The 21,927-nt window shown below is 36.6% G+C and carries 18 protein-coding genes; 15 read left to right on the top strand and 3 right to left on the bottom strand.

Annotated features, from left to right (window positions below; genetic code table 11):
* Nucleotides 1–7 precede the first annotated feature (7 nt).
* From MHH64_RS16940 to MHH64_RS16930, 3 genes are all read left to right on the top strand, one after another.
* On the top strand, nt 8–1,471 hold the full coding sequence (locus MHH64_RS16940; protein WP_340002081.1) for an FAD-linked oxidase C-terminal domain-containing protein: 1,464 nt from the start codon (nt 8–10) through the stop codon (nt 1,469–1,471).
* A gap of 163 nt (nt 1,472–1,634) precedes the next feature.
* Nucleotides 1,635–2,399 (top strand): fumarylacetoacetate hydrolase family protein, encoded by a 765-nt coding sequence (locus MHH64_RS16935; protein WP_340002080.1) that lies wholly within the window; start codon nt 1,635–1,637, stop codon nt 2,397–2,399.
* Between the two features lie 310 nt (nt 2,400–2,709).
* On the top strand, nt 2,710–4,470 hold the full coding sequence (locus MHH64_RS16930) for an L-lactate permease (protein WP_340002079.1): 1,761 nt from the start codon (nt 2,710–2,712) through the stop codon (nt 4,468–4,470).
* 185 nt (nt 4,471–4,655) lie between these two features.
* Here the strand turns inward: MHH64_RS16930 and MHH64_RS16925 are convergent, their stop codons facing one another.
* Complete coding sequence (locus tag MHH64_RS16925) at nt 4,656–5,522, bottom strand: YitT family protein (protein ID WP_095311292.1); 867 nt, start codon at nt 5,520–5,522, stop codon at nt 4,656–4,658.
* Between the two features lie 179 nt (nt 5,523–5,701).
* Between MHH64_RS16925 and rpoN the strand changes: the two genes are divergently transcribed.
* From rpoN to MHH64_RS16870, 11 genes are all read left to right on the top strand, one after another.
* On the top strand, nt 5,702–6,994 hold the full coding sequence (gene rpoN / locus MHH64_RS16920; RefSeq protein WP_095311294.1) for an RNA polymerase factor sigma-54: 1,293 nt from the start codon (nt 5,702–5,704) through the stop codon (nt 6,992–6,994).
* Nucleotide 6,995: 1 nt separating this feature from the next.
* Nucleotides 6,996–7,259, top strand: a complete 264-nt coding sequence (locus tag MHH64_RS16915; protein WP_095311296.1) for a glutaredoxin family protein — start codon at nt 6,996–6,998, stop codon at nt 7,257–7,259.
* 236 nt (nt 7,260–7,495) lie between these two features.
* Nucleotides 7,496–8,524, top strand: coding sequence for a sugar-binding domain-containing protein (locus MHH64_RS16910; RefSeq protein WP_095311298.1), 1,029 nt, complete (start codon nt 7,496–7,498; stop codon nt 8,522–8,524).
* Between the two features lie 37 nt (nt 8,525–8,561).
* Complete coding sequence (gene gap, locus MHH64_RS16905; protein WP_095311300.1) at nt 8,562–9,569, top strand: type I glyceraldehyde-3-phosphate dehydrogenase; 1,008 nt, start codon at nt 8,562–8,564, stop codon at nt 9,567–9,569.
* Nucleotides 9,570–9,830: 261 nt separating this feature from the next.
* On the top strand, nt 9,831–11,012 hold the full coding sequence (locus MHH64_RS16900) for a phosphoglycerate kinase (protein ID WP_095311303.1): 1,182 nt from the start codon (nt 9,831–9,833) through the stop codon (nt 11,010–11,012).
* A gap of 39 nt (nt 11,013–11,051) precedes the next feature.
* Complete coding sequence (gene tpiA, locus MHH64_RS16895; RefSeq protein WP_340002078.1) at nt 11,052–11,810, top strand: triose-phosphate isomerase; 759 nt, start codon at nt 11,052–11,054, stop codon at nt 11,808–11,810.
* On the top strand, nt 11,807–13,345 hold the full coding sequence (gene gpmI / locus MHH64_RS16890) for a 2,3-bisphosphoglycerate-independent phosphoglycerate mutase (RefSeq protein ID WP_095311307.1): 1,539 nt from the start codon (nt 11,807–11,809) through the stop codon (nt 13,343–13,345). The genes tpiA and gpmI overlap by 4 nt, the downstream gene beginning before the upstream one ends.
* A gap of 245 nt (nt 13,346–13,590) precedes the next feature.
* Entirely contained in the window at nt 13,591–14,877 is a 1,287-nt protein-coding gene (gene eno / locus MHH64_RS16885; protein ID WP_095311309.1) for a phosphopyruvate hydratase, read from the top strand.
* Between the two features lie 156 nt (nt 14,878–15,033).
* The gene (locus tag MHH64_RS16880) at nt 15,034–15,972 is read left to right on the top strand and encodes a tyrosine-type recombinase/integrase (RefSeq protein ID WP_340002077.1); all 939 of its coding nucleotides are present in this window, start codon (nt 15,034–15,036) and stop codon (nt 15,970–15,972) included.
* 75 nt (nt 15,973–16,047) lie between these two features.
* Nucleotides 16,048–16,677 carry a tyrosine-type recombinase/integrase gene (locus MHH64_RS16875; RefSeq protein WP_340002076.1) on the top strand — a complete coding sequence of 210 codons (630 nt, stop codon included), beginning with the start codon at nt 16,048–16,050 and terminating at the stop codon, nt 16,675–16,677.
* A gap of 685 nt (nt 16,678–17,362) precedes the next feature.
* Nucleotides 17,363–18,454 (top strand): hypothetical protein, encoded by a 1,092-nt coding sequence (locus MHH64_RS16870; RefSeq protein ID WP_340002075.1) that lies wholly within the window; start codon nt 17,363–17,365, stop codon nt 18,452–18,454.
* Nucleotides 18,455–18,771: 317 nt separating this feature from the next.
* Here MHH64_RS16870 and MHH64_RS16865 read toward each other — a convergent pair whose 3' ends face one another.
* A complete protein-coding gene (locus MHH64_RS16865; RefSeq protein ID WP_340002074.1) occupies nt 18,772–19,629 on the bottom strand; it encodes an HNH endonuclease in 858 nt (285 codons plus the stop codon).
* Nucleotides 19,626–21,104, bottom strand: a complete 1,479-nt coding sequence (locus tag MHH64_RS16860) for an AAA family ATPase (RefSeq protein ID WP_340002073.1) — start codon at nt 21,102–21,104, stop codon at nt 19,626–19,628. The genes MHH64_RS16865 and MHH64_RS16860 overlap by 4 nt, the downstream gene beginning before the upstream one ends.
* A gap of 627 nt (nt 21,105–21,731) precedes the next feature.
* On the opposite strand from MHH64_RS16860, the gene MHH64_RS16855 reads away from it, so the two are divergent.
* Nucleotides 21,732–21,923 carry a helix-turn-helix transcriptional regulator gene (locus tag MHH64_RS16855; RefSeq protein ID WP_340002072.1) on the top strand — a complete coding sequence of 64 codons (192 nt, stop codon included), beginning with the start codon at nt 21,732–21,734 and terminating at the stop codon, nt 21,921–21,923.
* The last annotated feature ends 4 nt before the right edge of the window (nt 21,924–21,927 follow it).

Here is a 21,927-nt window from a genome sequence, read left to right as displayed (position 1 = left end):
GAGCTATATGTTTGGAAAAAAGCGACAAAAACAGAAGCCAGATGATGCTGTTATACAGCAATTAATGCAAATTGTAGGTGATAGTGAAGTTCTTTATTTGAAAGAAGATCTGATAGCATATGAATGTGACGGTTACACCCTCTCAAAAGGAATGCCAAAAGCAGTTATTTTTGTGAAAAGTACAAAACAGGTTTCTGACGTGGTGAAATACTTAAATACAGTAGGAATACCTTATATTGCCCGAGGAGCCGGTACGGGATTAAGTGGTGGAGCGACACCACTCGGTGGTGAAGTGATTATTAGTTTGGTCCGAATGAAGAGAATGCTTCATCTTGACTTGAAAAATAGAAAAGCGGTTGTAGAACCGGGCTATATTAATTTAAAGCTGACACAATCGATTTCAGATAAAGGTTATTATTATGCACCAGATCCTTCGAGCCAATATGCATGCACGATAGGTGGGAATGTTGCCGAAAATTCCGGTGGTGCTCACTGTTTGAAATATGGGGTAACGACAAATCATATTCTAGGGCTTGAGTTTGTGCTTCCTAGTGGTGATGTTATAGTGCTCGGAGAAGAAGGAATTCCGGATCGTCCCGGCTATGATTTGCTCGGTCTCTTGACCGGTTCAGAGGGAACACTAGGAATTGTAACTAAAATTACAGTGAAGATATTAAAAAATCCTGAAGGGAAGAAAACCGTTCTTGCCTATTATGATGATATTGGTGATGCAAGTCAGGCTGTTTCAGATATTATAGCTGCAGGTATCATTCCAGCTGCGCTTGAAATGATGGATTCCATAGCCATTGAAGGGGTAGAATCAGCTGCCTACCCGGTTGGGCACCCGAGGGATATTGCTGCATTTCTACTTATCGAAGTTGATGGGATTGATGCTGGGATTGAGGACCAAATCGACGAAATTCTTACTGTATGCAAAAATAACAATGTTCGCGAAATAAAAGTGGCGAAAGATGAGGAAGAGCGTGGACTTTGGTGGGCCAACCGGAAAATGGGATTTGGTGCAATGGGGGCAATCTCCCCGGATTACCTTGTTCAGGATGGGGTTATTCCGAGAACGCGATTGCCTGAAGTTCTTGCTAAAATCAGTGAAATCAGTAAAAAGTATGAGCTTCGTATTGCGAATATTTTCCATGCGGGAGACGGAAATCTGCATCCGCTGATATTGTTTGATGCCAGCATACCCGGAGAAAGTGAACGTGCATCCAAGGCTGGTTCGGAATGTTTGAAGGTTTGTGCAGATGTTGGAGGTTCTATTACTGGTGAACACGGTGTTGGTATTGAAAAATCAGCAGAAATGCGCTTTATATTCACTGATGAAGAAATGACTGCCCAAACGAATATACGCGCTGTGTTTAATCCGGAAGATTTATTGAACCCTGGGAAGTTATTTCCACAACCAGGCCGTTGTGTAGAAATTAAGCGGGAAATTACAAAAGAAGTAGTATCCTAATTTAATAGATTGGTGAGTTAAGCCTTTAGTGAGAGGAGGAATTAAAATCACTTAGCCGCTTTCCTCCTAATAAAGCATTGCATCCTTGTATAAGCGAACAGCCAATTCACTATTAAAGTAAGCGTAAATACCTTCAATCAATCAGAAATAAGGAGAGGAAACAATGAAGTTTGCCAGATTTAGAAGAGAAAATGATGAAACAATATTACAAGGAATTATAACAGATGGCGGCATTAAGGAAATTAAAGGGGACATTTTTTCTGAATGGGAGCAAACAGATTCAATGCATCCTGTGGATGAAGTTACGATTTTGGAACCGCTCGTTCCACGACATGTAATTGGAATCGGTGCTAATTATGTTGCTAAGACAGATGATCTGCCATCCGATCTGCCGAATTTACCTGTGTTTTTTTATAAGCCGGTTTCATCCGTTATTGGCAGTGGAAAACCGATTAAAATCCCAAACAAAATAAATGAAGTAAAATTCGAATCTGAACTTGCCGTTGTTATTGGTAAACATACACGTAACATTTCAGAAGAAGAAGTGACAGACCATATTTTTGGTTATACGGTTGCCAATGATGTGACGGCACCACAGTATTTCCATGAATCTGGACATTGGACAGTAGGAAAGTCATTTGACACGTTTACTCCACTGGGTCCTTATATAGAAACAGAACTTGACCCTGATCAAGTCACTGTTGAGGCCTACTTGAATGGCGATCGAAAGCAGGCTAGTGCAGTATCGCTTATGATCATTTCAATGAGAAAAATGATTGCCTATTTATCCAATGTGATGACACTGGAACCAGGTGATGTAATTCTAACAGGCAGTCCAATTGGGGCGGAAATGATGCGGTCGGGTGATGAAATAGTATGTCAAATTGCTGGAATTGGAAAGCTTCGAAATTCTGTAGAACAAGCCTAATTTTATCTAACACGTAATTGGAAGTACGATTTTTAGTGAAAAGATTTGGTTGTAAAACAAAGATAAGAGGGGGGAGTGTGTCATTCAATGATGGTATTAAACTGTGTAATTGCCCGATTCTAATTAAGAGCAAAAAATGGTAATAATAGGAGTGGGATAAGGCGATTTAAATAATTGAAAATTCTATTTGCTGAAACAGAAGCAAGAAATAGCTGGTAATTGTAATAAGGGCATCTTTATCGAACATTATTATTTTCCAATCATTAATATTGTTATTCATATATTAAAACCTTTCAAGGGGGAATTTAAATTGGAGAGTGGAATATTAGCTGTTTTGGCGTTCCTTCCAATTATTGTTGTTGCTGTTTTTCTTGTTGGGCTTAAATGGCCGGCAAGTAAAGCGATGCCGCTTTCGTACATCACCGCTGTATTACTGGCTCTTTTTGTTTGGGATGTAGCATTTCCGCAAGTTGCCGCTGCAACTGTTCATGGTCTTATCGTTGCTGTCACTCTCTTATTCATTATTTTCGGTGCAATATTACTGCTGAACACGCTACAGGAAAGTGGGGGACTCCACACGATTCGTCGTGGTTTTACGGATATTACACCTGACCGCCGTATTCAAGTAATTATCATCGCATGGCTTTTCGGTTCGTTTATTGAAGGTTCAGCAGGGTTTGGTACACCAGCAGCCGTTGCAGTTCCATTGTTGGTTGGTCTTGGTTTTCCGGCGATGGCGGCTGTTGTCTCTGGTCTGGTTATTCAAAGTACACCGGTTTCATTTGGAGCAGTTGGTACACCCATGATTGTAGGTGTAGGTACAGGAATTGAACCACTTAGCCAAATCAGTGAAGTTTCCACTTTTGTGTCCAATGTTTCTGTACAAGTAGCCATTCTCCATACTATTGGAGGTCTGTTAATTCCATTATTTTTAGTTGGTATCATGACACGATTTTTCGGGAAAAACAAATCATTCAGTGAAGGATTAAAGGTTTGGAAATTCGCATTATTTGCGTCGTTGGCAATGACCATACCATATTTAATCGTTGCAAATCTATTGGGACCCGAATTTCCTGCAATGCTTGGTGGCCTAATTGGATTGGCGATTGTCATACCTGCGGCCCAAAAGGGCTTTCTGATGCCGAAAGTAAATGAAATTTGGGACTTCGAAGCAAAAGACCGCTGGGATCCAACGTGGACAGGGCGTGTTGAACTGAAACAGAGCGAAATATATGCAGGTAAAATAAGCATGTGGCGTGCATGGGCCCCATACGTTTTAATAGCTGCATTCTTATTAATTTCAAGGATGACTGTCGTTGGAGATTGGCTTAAATCGGCAACGATAAGAGTACCAAATATTTTTGGTACTGATATTTCTTCCAGCTGGGAAATTCTATTTTCGCCAGGTTTTATATTTATCGTAGTTGCAGTAATCACTTTTTATATGCATGGGATGAAGGGGAAGGAGTTTGCCAGGGCTTGGAAAAACTCTGGTAAAACAATAATAGCTGCAGGTTCGGCTCTTGTGTTTACAGTGCCTATGGTACAAGTGTTTCTTAACTCTGGCGGGGGAGCTGCGGGTTATCCAGAGATGCCAATAGCTTTAGCGGAAGGTGTTGCAGGTCTTGCGGGAACGTTGTATCCAATCTTTGCAACATTTGTTGGAGGACTTGGCGCATTTGTAGCCGGAAGCAATACGGTAAGTAATATGATGTTCTCCCTTTTCCAATACGGGGTTGGTGAGCGAATTGGTGGTGATCCATCATGGATGGTTGCACTTCAAGCGGTTGGTGGTGCAGCTGGCAACATGATCTGTGTGCATAACGTTGTCGCAGCATCTGCAGTTGTTGGACTTGTAGGGAAAGAGGGGCATGTCATTCGTAAAACACTTCTTCCGTTTATCTATTATGCACTATTATTAGGTTCCGTCGGCTATTCAATTATGTGGACAGCTGAAAGAGGTATTTTCAACATCGGATCGATTATCGCTGTCATTATTTGGACAATTGCTATTTACATTATCGCGACAAATAACAAGCGTTTGAATGCGATTGACCGAAGGGCCGCTTAACGAACGGAAATCACGGTTCGATTAATATGCTAAAATTGAGAAGTGTATACATTTCAATTTATAAGGAGCTATAGGAGAGAGTGGGTTGCTTGTGTCTAGTGATCGGCTCTCTTTTTGTTTAGATTAAATATAATGTGTAACAGGCTGGCCAATCAACCTGAACCAACCCTCTATTAAGAGTGCGGCTAATGCGCTGTTGTCTTAAAGCGTCCACCATGAACCTCCTGTGTATCCATAATGGTCGTAAAGGCTCTTGAATCGGAGTCAAATACAATTTGTTTTAGTTTAGCAACTTCAAGTCGAGTAATAATAACGTAGAGAACTTGGGTATCTGTTTCCTGATGATTATGCTGTCCGTATAATTTCGTTACCTTGCGCTTTAGAGACTTCTCAATTTGATTGGCAATTTCGCCTGATACATCGGATACAATCAGTGCTGCTTTTGTTTCGTTGAGAATACCTTGCCCTACAATATCAATGGTTTTCGAGGCAATATAATAGGTAAGAATGGATAGCATTGCTTGCTCCCAGCCAAGGATAAATCCTGCCCATACAAAAATAAAAATGTTAATGAACATGACAAACTCGCCGACGGAAAAGGGAAAACTTTTGCTTATAATAATTCCAAGTATTTCTGTTCCATCTAATGCACCGGCATTTCGGATAACAATACCTACCCCCGCTCCCAAAATCAAGCCGCCAAATACGGTTGCTAGTAGTGGTTCATCCGTAATCGGCTGAAAATGGTGCAAGAATCCTTCAGCAATTGCTAATACGACAATACTAAATAGCGAAGCGATTAAAAAGCCTTTTCCTAGTCTGTGATAGCCAGACAGAAGAAATGGAATATTGATTATTAAGACCAATATGCCAAAGCTGACTCCAGTGAGGTAATTCAGTAGCAAAGAAATACCGATAACCCCTCCATCAATGATTGCATTTGGCACAAGAAAGAGGTCCAGAGCTACTGCTGCAATGGCGGCGCCGACAACCAACATAAAATAACGGCGAATAAGATGTGCTAAGCTTTCCTTTTTTTTTGTTCCACTCATTATATAAAACATCCTTTTGACATTGAATCGAAATAACGTTTTTTAGACTTCCCATAAATAACGCTGTCAATATAGCTATTTTTACCAATTTTGCATGATTTGATGTATATCATGGAGATGACATTACGAACTTTTCGTGGCAAAATAGAGATAGATGCATCAACAAAGGGGTGTTATGCATGAAACAAAAGCTTAACTTAAATCAGTCTTTACAGTGGAAAATGAATCAGTCGCTTGTACAGTCCATTAATATTCTGCAATTCTCAAGTGGAGAGCTGTTGGAGTATATAAAAGAGATAGCAAAAGAAAATCCGTTAATTGAAGAAGTGAATTCCGATATGGATTGGGTTCAATATCGCCCAGCTTCCCCAGAAACGTTTTCTATTGGAGAAATTAATACAGCAGAAATGTCTTTGTATGATCAATTGAAATCGCAGTTATTTACTATTTCATACCCGGAAAGTTTAAAACCAATTATTGAATTTGGGATAGATTCCCTCAATGAAGATGGTTATCTTGAAATCGATTTGAGAGAGTGGGCAGATAAATGCGATACAACAATTGAAAATGCGGCATACGCATTGGAAAAAATCCAATCATTGGAACCAGCGGGAATTGGGGCGAGAAATCTTCAGGAATGTATTCTATTACAGTTAAAGCAGGCGAATAACTTCGAACCTTTTGTAGAAGAGTTACTTGAAAATCATTTAGAACTAATTGCGAATGCAGATTTGGAAGCCATAAGTGAAATAGGTGGAATAGCTGCAGAAAGAGCAGGTTTGATCATTGAAAGTATTAAACTATGTCATCCAAAGCCAGGGAAATTACTAGAACCACCTGAACCAGACTATATTATTCCGGAAGCTTCAATCTTTAAAGAAAATGGTGAATGGAAGCTGTCTTTTTATCGATGGTCTACACCAAAAATAACACTAAATCCGACTTACCAACGTTTAAATGATCCTATGCATGAAGCAACTGATTATTTGAGAGAGAAGCAAAAAGAAATCGAACAATTACAGCAAGCAATTGGCTATCGAGGAAATACAATCGAACTTGTCATTCGAAAAATCATGGAAAAGCAGTATCTATTCTTCGAACATGGGACATATATGATCCAATCACTTACCTTAAGGGAGATTGCAGAAGAACTGGGACTTCACATCTCAACAATAAGTAGAGCAATCAGTCAGAAATATGTGCAAACAATACATGGGGTATTGCCATTAAAATTTTTTCTGCAACGGGGAGTTAAAAACGAGAATGGCACTACTGCTTCATTTGCTATTAAACAGCTAATGAAGGAGATGATCCTCCATGAGGATAAACAAAGCCCACTGTCAGATGAAGCAATAAAACGTAAACTGATGAACGAATTTCAAATTGAAGTAGCGAGACGGACTGTAATGAAATACCGTGACCAGCTACGAATCCCATCATCGATTAAGCGAAGGGAAAACAGGAGGAACTAATATGCGGCATGTTATTTTATACACAAAGGAAGCTTGTACCTTATGTGATGAAGCAGAATTATTATTATCTTTTTTTATGGAAACGCATCCATTTGAATTGGAAAGAAGAGATATCAATACAAATGATGAGTGGTTTGAAAAATATCATTTGGAAATTCCGGTAATTGAAATGGGTGGCAAGCAGTTATATGGTGAAGGAATAAATTATGAATCGATAAAAAAGTTATTCCAAGTCAATAGAAGTAAAGACATACCGTCCACATAGTGGCACGGTATTTTTTACACCTAAAATAGGTGATCATTTAACAAAGAAACCACTTTTTTTCGTTTATAATTGTAACCTTTGGGAAATGTAGAATGTGTAGTCTTTTCAAAGATAAATGTAAAATTTATGTGTTTTCATTTGTATAACTTTCTGATTATGGTATAATAAAAATTGTAACTGGGACATAATATATCCTTCCGGGACAATTTATGACCCAAAGAAGGAGAGCCTTTAAAATGAAAGCTTTAATTAGTCTGCAGCAAAAGCTTGTTCCTGATCTTTTAGAAGTCATGCAACAACGATATGCATTGTTACATAGTATAGATCTATTCCAGCCTATTGGCAGAAGAGGTCTGACAGAAAACACAAACCTCACGGAAAGACACGTTCGTGGCGAGATTGACTTTCTTCATGAACAAGGTTTAGTCGAGGTAACAGCTAGAGGAATGTATATCACAAATGAGGGAAAAGTAATACTAGAGCAGCTTACAAAATTTATCGGCGATCTAACTGGGTTACATGTTTTAGAAGAACAAATTAAGGAAATATTACAAGTAGATCGTGTAGTTGTTGTACCTGGTGATAGTGATGACAATACATGGGTCCAAAAAGAAATGGGAAAGGCTTGTATCGCTTCGCTCAAGAAACTTGTTGGAAAACAAAATACGATTGCTGTAACTGGCGGTACTACAATGGCAGCTGTAGCTGAATCAATGACTTCCTTGAATAAGGAAAGTGAATTTCTGTTTGTTCCTGCTCGTGGTGGTATTGGTGAAAAGGCTGAAAACCAAGCTAGCAGAATTGTTGAGGAGATGGCAAAAAAGGTCGGTGGAGAATACCGGCAATTATATGTTCCGGATCCAATCAGTGATACGACCTACGAAACCATTATCAATGAACCATCTATTATGGAAGTAATCCAGCGCATCAAAGGTGCTGACATTGTTATTCACGGGGTGGGGGATGCATTGAAAATGGCAGAACGCAGGAGAACGCCAGATGATGTCATCACCTTATTAAAGGAAAAGAATGCTGCAAGTGAAGCATTTGGTTACTATTTTGACCAAACAGGTAATGTTGTCCATAAAGTGAAAACGGTAGGAATACAGTTGGAGGATTTGGACAACGTAGATAATGTCATTACAGTGGCTGGAGGCAGATCGAAGGGAGTGGCAATTGCTTCTTACTTCAAGCGAGGCAGAGGTGACTTGCTGGTAACAGATCAAGGAGCAGCAGAACAGATATTGAGAGGTTCTCCTCTTTAAATATATCAATAAAAAAGAATTCTAGGAGGAATAATACATGGCAGTTAAAGTAGGTATTAATGGATTTGGAAGAATTGGACGTAACGTATTTCGTCAATCATTATTAAATGATGAGGTAGAGGTAGTTGCAGTAAATGATTTAACAGATGCAAATATGCTTGCACATCTATTAAAATATGACTCTGTACACGGTTCACTAAAAGAAGAAATCTCTGTTAATGGTTCCAACATTGTTGTTGACGGTAGAGAAATTAAAGTACTATCTGAACGTGATCCTGCACAATTAGGTTGGGGAGACTTAGGTGTAGAAGTTGTTATTGAATCTACAGGACGTTTCACAAATGCAGAAGATGCACAGAAACATATTGATGCTGGAGCGAAAAAAGTAATCATTTCTGCACCTGCAAACAATGAAGATTTAACAATTGTTATGGGTGTAAACGATGATCAATACGATCCAGAGAAGCATCACATCATTTCAAATGCATCTTGTACAACAAACTGTTTAGCACCATTTGCTAAAGTATTAAACGATACATTCGGAATCAAACGTGGATTAATGACAACAATTCATTCATACACAAACGATCAGCAAATCCTTGATTTGCCACATAAAGATTACCGTCGTGCACGTGCAGCAGCAGAAAACATCATCCCTACAACTACTGGTGCTGCAAAAGCGGTTAGCTTAGTATTACCTGAATTAAAGGGTAAACTAAACGGTATGGCTGTTCGTGTTCCAACTCCAGACGGTTCATTAGTTGACTTAGTTGCAGAGCTAGACAAAACGGTAACTGCTGAAGACATTAATAATGCATTAAGAGAAGCAGCTGAAGGTCCATTAAAAGGTGTGCTTGAGTACAGTGAGGCTCCATTAGTATCTACAGATATCATTGGTAACCCACACTCTTCAGTTGTTGATGGGCTTTCTACAATGGTTATGGAAGATAACTTCGTTAAAGTTGTATCATGGTACGATAATGAAATGGGCTATTCTTCACGTTGTGTAGACTTAGCTGCATTCATGAAAAAACAAGGACTATAAGAAAAAGTGAGACGGAGGAGGATTCCATTCCTCCTCCGTTTTTTCGCATAACTTACTTGGCAAAAGGACTTCTGAGAAGGTGAAGAACACTTTCATAAGAATCCCTTTAACGAATGCCAAGTTTTAAAAAATACTTTAACAAGCGCGTACGTACTTGTTAGTATATAATGATTACGAATCATGTAATCATGGAAGTCTATGTTCAGGGGTTACTTACTCCATGAATAGATTACATAGGCAGAAATAAGGAGGGGTTTATTCATGAATAAAAAAACACTTCAAGACCTTGACGTAAAAGGAAAAAAAGTATTTTGCCGTGTCGATTTTAATGTTCCATTGAAAGATGGAGAGATTACGGATGATACGAGAATTAGAGCGGCATTGCCGACAATTAACTATTTAACAGAGCAAGGCGCTATTGTTATTTTGGCAAGTCACCTTGGACGACCAAAAGGCAAAGTAGTGGAAGATTTACGTTTGGACCCTGTTGCCAAGCATTTAAGTGATTTAATTGGAAAACAAGTAGTGAAAACAGATTCTGTTTACGGTGAAGAAGTGAACGAAGCAATTGCTTCCTTACAACCTGGCAATGTACTCCTAATCGAAAATGTTCGATTTGAAGCTGGAGAGGAGAAAAATGATCCCCAGCTAGTGCAAGCATTTGCTGATATGGCTGATCTCTATGTAAACGATGCTTTTGGTGCAGCTCATCGCGCGCATGCATCGACAACTGGAGTTGCAGAAAAACTTCCAGCAGCTGCTGGTTACCTATTGGAAAAAGAAATAGATGTACTAGGAAAAGCGCTTGAAACGCCAGAACGGCCGTTCACCGCAATTATTGGCGGTGCAAAGGTGAAGGATAAGATCAATGTAATCGATAATCTATTAGATAAAGTAGATAATCTAATCATTGGTGGCGGACTTGCTTATACATTTATTAAAGCACAAGGACATGAAATCGGTAAGTCCTTATTAGAAGAAGATAAAATTGACCTTGCTCTTGAGTTTATCAAGAAAGCAGAAGAAAAAGGAGTTAACTTTGTGCTTCCTGTTGATGTAGTAGTAGCTGATGATTTCTCTGAATCAGCAAATACAAAAATTGTTGGCATTGATGAAATTCCTGCCGATTGGGAAGCTTTAGATATTGGTCCAAAGACAAGAGAGATATACAGTCAGCTTGTCGCTGAATCAAAATTAATTCTTTGGAATGGTCCAATGGGTGTGTTCGAACTAAACCCATTTGCTGGTGGAACGAGAGCAGTTGCAGAGGCTCTAGCTGAAACCGCGGGTTACTCCATTATTGGTGGTGGAGATTCCGCTGCAGCTGTGGAGAAATTCGACTTTGCAGATGAAATGGATCATGTATCCACTGGTGGAGGGGCTTCCTTGGAATTCATGGAGGGTAAAATTTTACCAGGTGTCGCTGCTTTAAATGATAAGTAATAGCAGGCAGTGATACAAATTAACTTGTGGGGTGATAAAATGCGTAAAAAAGTGATTGCTGGAAATTGGAAAATGAATAAAGTTTTATCGGAAGCAACAGCATTTGTTGATGATGTAGTTGGAAAAGTACCCAATAGTGATCAAGTAGAAGCTATTGTATGTGCGCCGTTTCCATATCTATCTTCCTTAGTGGAAAAAACAAATGGAACAAAACTTCGTGTAGCTGCACAAAATATGCATTTTGAAGAAAATGGTGCATTTACTGGAGAAGTAAGTCCTGCAATGTTGCAAGACCTTGGTGTAACACATGTTGTACTTGGTCATTCAGAGCGTCGTGAATATTTTGCAGAGACAGATGAAACAGTAAACAAAAAGACACATGCGGCATTTAAGCATGACCTTACTCCAATCGTTTGTGTTGGTGAAACGTTAGAGCAACGTGAAGCGAATCAAACAATGAACCATGTTGCAACTCAAGTTAAAAAAGCACTTGAGGGTCTTTCCGATGAGCAAGTAGCTAACACAATTATAGCTTATGAGCCAATTTGGGCGATTGGAACAGGAAAGACGGCATCTAGTGAAGATGCCAATGAAGTATGTGCGCAAATCCGCCAGGTAATTAAAGAAGTGACAACTGAAGATACGGCAGAAAAAGTTGTTATTCAATATGGTGGTAGTGTAAAACCTTCGAATATTGATGAATTACTTGCAACTTCCGATATTGATGGTGCATTAGTCGGTGGGGCAAGTCTAGAAGCTGAATCATTTCTACAGCTTGTGGAGGCAGGTACAAAATGACTCAAAATAAATTAGCTGCATTAATCATTTTGGATGGATTTGCGATCCGTGATGAAGTAATGGGAAATGCAGTAAAACAAGCAAGTACACCTAACTTTGATCGATATTGGGACAAATACGCCCATAATCAATTGATCGCAAGTGGAAACGCCGTAGGATTACCTGATGGCCAAATGGGGAATTCTGAAGTAGGGCATTTGAATATTGGTGCTGGTCGCGTTGTTTATCAAAGCTTGACTCGAGTGAATATGTCCATTGAGGAAGGTGACTTTTTCAAGGTCGAAGCTTTTCTAAGATCGATTCACCATGCGAAAACGAACGATAAGGCGCTTCACTTATTTGGATTGTTATCTGATGGCGGTGTGCATAGCCATATCAGTCATTTATTTGCATTGTTAAAGCTAGCAAAGGATAATGGTTTAGAAAAAGTATATATACATGCATTCCTAGATGGTCGAGACGTCGGCCCACAAACTGCAGGTGAATATATTGTAGAAACCGAGGATAAAATCCGTGAGCTAGGAATTGGTGAAATTGCAACCGTTTCTGGAAGGTACTATTCGATGGACCGTGATAAACGCTGGGATCGTGTTCAAAAGTCCTACGAAGCAATGGTTCATGGCAAAGGTCCAAAGTATAAAAACGCAATGGAAGTTATTCAGGATAATTATGAAAATGGAATTTATGACGAATTCGTTATACCTTCCGTTATTGTCGATGAGAATGATGAGCCTGTTGGACGAATTCAGGATAATGACTCAATTATTTTCTATAACTTCCGCCCTGACAGAGCAATTCAAATTTCACGTACATTTGCAAATGCAGATTTTCGTGATTTTGATCGAGGCGAGAATGTTCCAAAAGACTTGGATTTTGTAATGCTAACGAATTTCAGTGAAACAGTAGATGGTTTTGTTGCCTATGAACCGATTAACTTGGATAATACCGTTGGTGAAGTACTTGCTCAGAATAATCTAAAGCAACTGCGTATTGCTGAAACGGAAAAATATCCGCATGTTACCTTTTTCATGAGTGGGGGACGTGAACAGGAATTTCCGGGTGAGAAACGCATTCTGATTGATTCGCCAAAAGTTGCAACTTACGATTTAAAACCTGAAATGAGTGCCTATGAAGTAACGGATGCGCTTCTTGAAGAACTAGATAAAGGTGAACAGAATGCCATCATTCTAAACTTTGCCAATCCAGATATGGTTGGTCATTCAGGTAAGCTACAACCAACAATTGATGCTATTCAAGCAGTTGATCAATGCTTAGGAAAAATTGTTGACAAAATCGTGGAACTTGGTGGACATGCAATTATTACTGCCGACCATGGTAACTCCGATGAGGTTGTTACATTGGAAGGTAACCCAATGACTGCGCACACTACCAATCCAGTACCAGTTATTGTTACAAAAGATAATATTCAATTACGTGATGGTGGCAAGTTAGCTGATCTATCACCAACATTATTGGATTTACTTGATGTTGCCAAACCAGAAGAAATGACTGGAGAATCATTAATTATTAAATAAAAATAAAAATTAAAAGTAAAAAAGGAGGATGAAAAGGACCGAGAAGTTCGAGGCGGCATAGCTCCCCGTACCGGAACGTATGCAATTAATACGTGAGGAACAGGCTTGCACAGGATGTGCTGACTTCTACGTTGCCCTCAGGACGTGGGCGTTCTTAGTAGAAGTTCCATTATCGCCAACGAAGAAATTCGACGTGTCATTTTCACCGGACTTTTTTACAACCCATAAAAAAAGGAGAGATTTACATGCCATACATTACAGACGTATACGCTAGAGAAGTATTAGATTCACGTGGAAACCCAACGGTTGAAGTAGAAATTTTTACAGAATCCGGAGCATTCGGTTCTGCGTTAGTTCCAAGTGGAGCATCGACTGGGGAATATGAAGCAGTTGAATTACGTGATGGTGATAAAGACCGTTACTTAGGAAAAGGTGTCTTGAAAGCAGTTGAAAATGTAAATGACATTATTGCACCAGAGCTAATTGGTCTTGATGTAACACGTCAAAACATTATCGATGCTTTATTGATTGACCTTGATGGTACAGAAAACAAAGGGAAATTGGGTGCTAATGCAATCTTAGGTGTTTCGATGGCAGCAGCTCATGCAGCAGCAAGCTACCTTGAAGTTCCTTTATATAACTACCTAGGTGGATTCAATGCAAAAGTTCTACCAACTCCAATGATGAACATTGTAAATGGTGGAGAGCATGCAGATAATAACGTTGATATTCAAGAATTTATGATTATGCCTGTAGGAGCTCCTACATTTAAAGAAGCATTACGTACTGGTGCAGAAATTTTCCATGCATTGAAAAAAGTACTAAGTGAAAAAGGTTTGAATACTGCAGTTGGTGATGAAGGTGGTTTCGCACCAAACCTTGGTTCCAACGAAGAAGCATTACAAACAATCATGGAAGCAATTGAAGCAGCTGGCTATAAACCAGGTGAAGAAATCAAGCTAGCGATGGACGTTGCTGCATCTGAAATCTATGAAGATGGAAAATACAACTTAAAAGGTGAAGGTGTTGTTCGTTCCTCTGAAGAAATGGTTGACTGGTATGAAGAAATGATTAACAAATACCCAATTGTTTCCATTGAAGATGGTCTTGATGAAAATGACTGGGATGGTTTCAAATTATTGACAGATCGTATCGGTGACCGTGTTCAATTAGTTGGAGATGACCTATTTGTAACAAACACGGAGAAGCTTTCTCAAGGAATTGAAAAAGGTATCGGTAACTCAATCCTGATTAAAGTGAACCAAATTGGTACACTAACTGAAACATTTGAAGCTATTGAAATGGCCAAACGTGCAGGATATACAGCAGTTATTTCTCACCGTTCTGGTGAAACAGAAGATGCTACAATCGCTGATATTGCCGTTGCTACAAATGCAGGGCAAATTAAGACAGGTGCACCGTCACGTACAGACCGTGTAGCGAAATACAACCAATTACTTCGCATTGAAGATGAATTGGCTGGTATGGGTGAATATGCTGGTCTAAGTGCATTCTATAACTTGAAAAAATAAGTTTCTAAATGAAAAACAACGCTATACTATGTCGTATAGAGCACTTTTTAATGGTCTGAGCTAAGCAGTACAGTATGCTGAATTTAGACGTACAATTGTGTTAGCAAAACTCCTTATTTATATGTGGCTAAATCACATGTAGATAGGGGGTTTTTTGTGTTTATAGAAGATTTGTTAAAGGAATTTAAATTTGATTTACAAATCAAGAATTACTCTAACCGTACCATTGAAACGTATATTTATAATTCTAATCAGCTTGTTAAGTATTTGAATGATTATCATGAAATTACGGAAATTGAATCTGTTTCTACAGTTCATGTAAAAAAATTCATTCAGCATCAACAAAGCATAGGTAATAAAGCAACCTATATTAATTCATTAATAAAATCGCTTCGTGCATTTTACGTTTATCTAGTTGAAGAAGAATATATCTCATTAAATATTATGGCTCGTGTCAAACTCTTAAAGGAAGATAAAACGGTAATAAAGACATTCACAGACAAAGAGGTCATCAAAATGATTGGAGCATACGATTTTAAAACGTATCTGAACGCTCGGAATAAACTCATTGTTGCAATGTTTACTGATACTGGTATTCGATGCTCGGAATTAATTAATTTGGAAACTGATTGGATAAACGAAACCAATATAAAAATATTCGGGAAAGGTTCCAAATGGAGATATGTTCAGATGAGCTTAATGTTAAGAAAGTACATGATTCGATATGAGCGAATAAAAGAAGGATATTTCAAGAAATTGAATAAAAACCTACAGCACGATAATTATTTCTTATCGAGAAGTGGGAGACCTTTAACAACAGTTCAAATTGAAAATGTGGTACGAGATGCAGGGAAAATGGCAGGAGTGAGAGAGGACATAAGATGTAGTCCTCATACGTTAAGACACTATGCGATTCAGGCTAATTTGAGAAATGGATTGGATTTATATTCTTGTTCGAGGATTGCAGGACATGAAAATATTCAAGTAACCAAGCGTTACCTTCAAGGAATTGAAACAGAAAATATCTTAGAAATGGCACAGAATACTAGTCCATTAATGAATTTAAAGGGAGGGAATAATATTTCAACAAAATAAAAGAGGGCTAGATGCGCCAACATCTTAACCCTCACAAGCTTTACTATCTACATTCCCATAACTAAAGAGAATCCTATGAGACGAATTAAGAGCTTGAAGGAAGAGAAGCGGATAATTGTCACTTTCAACGACAGTGAAGTGAGACGAATCATTAATGATGTTCAAGTGGATACCTATTACAATATTCGCGATAAATTGATTCTGATTATGCTCTTTGATACTGGCATTAGGGTCTCAGAGCTATGTAATATAAGGAACAATGATATTACGACAAGAAATATTCTAATTCATGGGAAAGGTTCTAAACAAAGGTTAGTTTATATTAGTAAAACTATGCGGAAGTATATGAGAAAGTATGAGAGAGCTAAACAAGAGCGTTTCAAGCGTAAAAATCCAGATGACATTGAGGAATATTACTTCCTGGACCAATGTGCTATGCAGTTACATCGTTCTCGAATTAACAAGATTCTAAAGGAGCATTGTAACAATGTAGGGGTGCGTGAAGAAATACGTTGTTCACCGCACGATTGCAGGCACTACTTTAGTCAAAAATCACTACGTAATGGCATTGATGTGTATAGTTTGAGCAGATTGCTTGGGCATTTTGATACACAGGAAACGACCAAATATTTAAGGGGATTGGAGCAGGATAGCATATTGGAGATCGGGAGACTTCATAGTCCCTTGAACGATACAAATATTTAAACATGAAGTTAGGTGAGAAAAGGAAATATGGAGCTATTTATTTCAGTATTTGTTTGAATATTTTAAATTTAATGTGTTTAAATATATAAATTTGTGGTATAATAATATTTATTAACACAAGCTTGGGTTGGCAGGGTGGTTACTTTATTTTGTCTATTAAAGTAGCTATTAGTGTTATTAAGAGTAAGATGAATGTAGCAAAAAACTCCTCTTAATTTTGAGGAGTTTTTTGTTATGTTCATAAGATTGTTGATATGTAAAGCTAAAGTTAAAGAACTTTTCAAATTGAGGTTTATTAATGATATACATACGGTCATTTAGTGAGAAAGAATGTCCTATATTATCTATAGTTATAATTATATTCTAAACTACAGGAAAATAATGTTAAATTACCTCGATGGCTTTTGGTAATTAAAAAGCTTAGTAATCGCATATATGAAATTAGTCCCAAATATAGAATGCCCAAGGCGTATATTACTATAGTTGTAAGGTTTCCCCTAATTATAAATCAAAAAGATATATAGTAGATTAAGTTAAAATGAACTATTAAAATACTTTAAGTATTTATTTCAGTATTTGTCTGAATATTTTTATTATTAGTTTACAAGTCCCATATTAAAATATATACTTAACTAAAATTAAGATTGAGGCTTAGCAAATCCTTACAAAGGAGAAGTGAACTGTTATGTTAAGTATTGAGAAAGTAAAAAACTATATTGTTAGCCAAGGTTTTATTTTTGTATCTGCTGAACATTTAGAAAGTAGCAGAGAATGTAAGATTGAGGTTATTTGTCCAAGAGGACATGAATATAATACAACTTGGCATTCTTTTAGTCATCAAAAATGTAGATGTAAAAAGGGGTTATGCAACACTACAGGAAATAAACTCAGAAAAAAGGCGAAAGAAGTTATATCAGAATTTGAATTACAAGGGTATAAATTTATAGGTGAGTTAAAGGATTATAAGAATAATAAATCAAAGTTAAGATTGCTTTGTGAAAACAATCATCCAAGAAATATTTCGTATAATCATTTTATGAAAGTAAAAAAATGTCCTGATTGTAATGGGTTTAGGAGACCTTATGAATATGAAGAGGTAAAGAAAATATTTGAAAGAGAAGGATGTATTTTACTTGAACCAACTTACATTAATACTAAGACAATTATGAAATACCAATGTGTTTGTGGAGAAGATAGTTGTTATATTCGGTTGACTGATTTTTTAAGAGGGGTCAGATGTAAAAGATGTTCTAAGAATGAACCGTATTCTTATGAGGAAGTAATAAATCTATTTGAAAAAAGAGGACATACATTATTGGAAACAGAATACAAGGGTTCTAAAACTCCTCATGCTTATATTTGCAGATGTGGCAATGTTACTGCTATAAGTATCTACAATCTAGTTAGAGGTGTTCGATGTAAGGTATGTTATCTAAGAAGCAATAGAGGTGAAAATCATCCTAGTTACAATCCGGATTTAACAGATGAAGAAAGGCAGAAAAACAGGAAATATATTGAATATGTACATTGGCGATCAAAAGTTTATCAAAGAGATAAATATACATGCCAATGTTGTTATGATGATACAGGTGGAAATCTTGTAGCACATCATTTGGACGGCTATCATTGGTGTGTAGAAAGACGTACTGATGTGGAAAATGGTGTCACTATGTGTGAGCGATGTCATGATATTTTCCATAATAGATATGGATATCGTAATAACACAGAAAAACAGTTTATTCTTTTTTTGGAATCTGAGAAAACCTTACAATCTTAGAATAGCTAAATTAAGTATGAGTTATTGGAATGTTTTTTACATAATTGCAATTTATGGTTTTTCATACAATGAATAATGAAGTTGGTCAACCATTACCAAGGTGCTACTATTAATGGAGCAAAAAAAGTAACCTGCACAAGCTTGGTGGGCAGGTTACTTTTACTCTTTTACGAGGGTTATCTACTATCTATATGCAAACTCTATTAATCGTATTAAAGTTTGTTAATATTAAAATAAATACCCTTCTGCTGACAGCTAGGTACTCAGTTCATTACAATCAGCCATACTTGGAACATTAAATTATAAAGCTTGAGTACCTATGCTATATGCTGCTGCTTTGCATTTTCAAAGAATAGATCAGACTGCATTAAACCTCTTATAAAGACAGATTTCCAGTGATTTAAACCATACTTTTTTACGTTGGTTCTATATACTCTACTTAGGTTTTCTTTATGTTCTTCAATGGTTACATCGGGGTTGTTTTGTATTTGATCAACTATATTAGATAATTCCTCTTCTACACTCTCAGAATACTCATTAAGTAGGTTTAATTTTAAATAATGGCTATTGATAAGAGTAAACATTTCATCATTTATATTTTCATTTCTTTCTAAAGTAAAGGAAATTGTTGGAGCTGTATCTTTATCATCAAATTCTATTACTGGAAATAAAAATTGGTCATCTTCAGGTATATTATCAAAATATAAATTTAAAAAGACTCTTTTACCACTTTCTAACCATGTTTCTCCTTTCTTGCTATTGCAATAGCCACAACATGGGATTAAGTTTGATGGAAAAAAGGAGAACTCAGGATATTTACCTTTTGGTATATAATGGTCTATAGTCCTTGGCTTATCTAATCCACAATAAGGACATTTTTGCTTATGTTGTATAGATTGAATACTAATTATTGTAGCTACTACTTCTCCTTCCAAATAACCATCTTTATTTCTTGAATAACAACTTAAAAGTGCATCTTTATCTTCTTGAGTAGCGATTTCGCTTTTGGTTATATTCTCTAAACTATTCTTCTTAGAATCGTACTCTACATATCTTTCTAATACATGTTGTTCAAGCCTTGTTAATCGTTCTTTCTTATCTCTGCTACGACTCTTTCTAGTAATATCCTTATATATCTTATCAGAATCTATAGCAGGAGGTGTTAATTTTTTCATTCTTTGCCACCTCTCTTGTATAAAGAATTTAGATATGTCAAGGTGTTAAAGCTTAAATCGTCATTAAAAAGAGAAATAATTTCTTCTTTACTATATTTTGTAGAAAGTGATTTTAAATAAGTCTTATAATTATTTTCGTGTTCCCTAACCTCAAATATATCATTTGTGATTGTACTAATATTTTCTCCAAAACATTCTAAAGTTGGTGAATCTATTATTGGGGTATTATCAATCCTTGAAAATACTTTTATGTATTTAGAAGGTATTTCTTGTATAATTATTGGTGAGTGAGTAGAAATAACTGCATATGAGTTAAATTGATGCAAAACCTCGTAGAACATTCTCATAAAGTTTGCAATGGCATTTGGGTGTAAATGTATTTCAGGCTCATCGAAGAGTAAAAGAGAATCGTCTTCAATATGAGCTATAACATCTGTTATTATTGATAGAAGAATATTTTGTCCAGAACTTAATGAACTGCTTAATTCTTTTTCAGTCTTTGAATCCTGTATACTCTCTATCAGCTTAATATGTTCTTCTTCAAATACATTCTTCATAATACTATTCCATTCAGTCAACCTATCTCTTTGAATCACTTCATGGTATGATTCAAAAAATTGCTTCTCTAAATCATCTAAGGATAACACACCATCTTTATTTCTTAGTCCACAATACTTATAGCTGAACAGCTTAGAATCTTCATTACGTTCACTTTTACCCTCTTCTCTTTGTAATCTTCCATCTTCAAAGGGCTTATAAAGTTCATCGAAAGCACTGTATGATATTGAGATTACTTTACTAAATGAAGGTCTTTCGGGTCTGAAACTAGCATTGTTAAGTTTAATTCCACTCAAATGGCTTGCAAGTTCTGTAAGAACTCTAGTTTTCCCAGTTGCATTCTTACCCACAAAAGCATTTATCCTATATGGTAATTCATCTTTCGTGAAATCTAGACTTACAACGTGAGGTATTGTTGCTCCATTAATTTGATAATGGAATTCAAACTTAACTGTTTTGGTTATATTGCCTCCAAAGTATTGGTTTGCTTCCTTAAAGGCTTTTTCTGCCTCACTAAAACGTAGTAATGAATGTCGGAATATACGTTTATCTTTAAACATATTAGAAATCTCATTATTTGTAGCTGCGTCTCTTAATCCATTAAGCAATTCGTGTTGGGTACTATAAGGAAGTTTACTTATTTTTTCGTAATAATCCAATGTCTGACCGAGTGAACAAAAGGTTTCATCTAAGGCTTCAAACTCCTTATCAATATGAGTTTTTGTAACCCCTCCTTTAGTGGTCATTATTTTAATATCACCCAAGTGAATAGCCTCTTTTTCATAGGGATAGTATCTTGCATGAAATAAAGTTTCAGCAAAAAAATGGTCATCCCATGGATCAGTAGTTAATACAACACAAGGATAACTTTTATCTATATGTTTTCCAGACTGATATTCATATACATAATATTTCACTTTCTCCCCCCTTAACGTCATTGGTAACTTTAATATTACCAAATTATCACAGTACAGCCTACTTATTTTAGAATACTTCTACAGTTGAATGTCATTTAGTTGGATTAGGATCGGTAAAAGAAATGGGATTACAGCAGGGAAGATGATGATTATTACCCTATATATCTACAGCACTTACATTGCTAGGTGCTGTTTTTCTGTGTGGATTTACAGAACATGTCGGTTTTAGGTATAAGATTTTGAGTGATGTAGTTTATGCACAAAAATAAAGAAGAGTTTTAAAAGGTTTCCTACCCCACTCTCATATAACACATTATTAAAAAATTATTCTATAAATAGAAAATGAAAACTAATAATTATTATATGAGTGGGTCAGAGAGAACCTTTTAGAAATTTACTTTATTTATATGGATAAGAGAGCAAGCAACTGAATTTAATGAGTGTCAAACTTTAATTTAGATACAAAATAAAAAGTATTATAGAAAATATATTCTGATAACTTAATGATAACTAAAAAGATTCAATGTTTTGCTGGCTAATTCGTACGAATGAATTAATTTTGTATAAGACCAATTTTTTTCGACTGAAACAAATTATCGTGGTATAATTAATGTAGAGGTTAATTATATGAAAATTTCAGTGCAAATCATGTTAATGAAAGGAATGTCACAAATTGAATTAGTAAGATTGATGGGTTGTTCTAAGTCTTACATTAGCGGAATTGAATCAAACACGAAGCCAATCACAGATAAAATGGATAGAAAAATAAAAGTAGCTTTAAAAGTCACAGATGAACAGGTGGCAATGATTGATGAATGATCAA

It is taken from the genome of Oceanobacillus sp. FSL K6-0127, assembly GCF_037983385.1.
In the GTDB taxonomy this organism is placed as follows: Bacteria; Bacillota; Bacilli; order Bacillales; family Amphibacillaceae; genus Oceanobacillus; species Oceanobacillus profundus.
The sequence above is the reverse complement of the archived record's forward strand: the minus strand, read 5'-3'. Positions and strand labels throughout refer to the sequence as shown.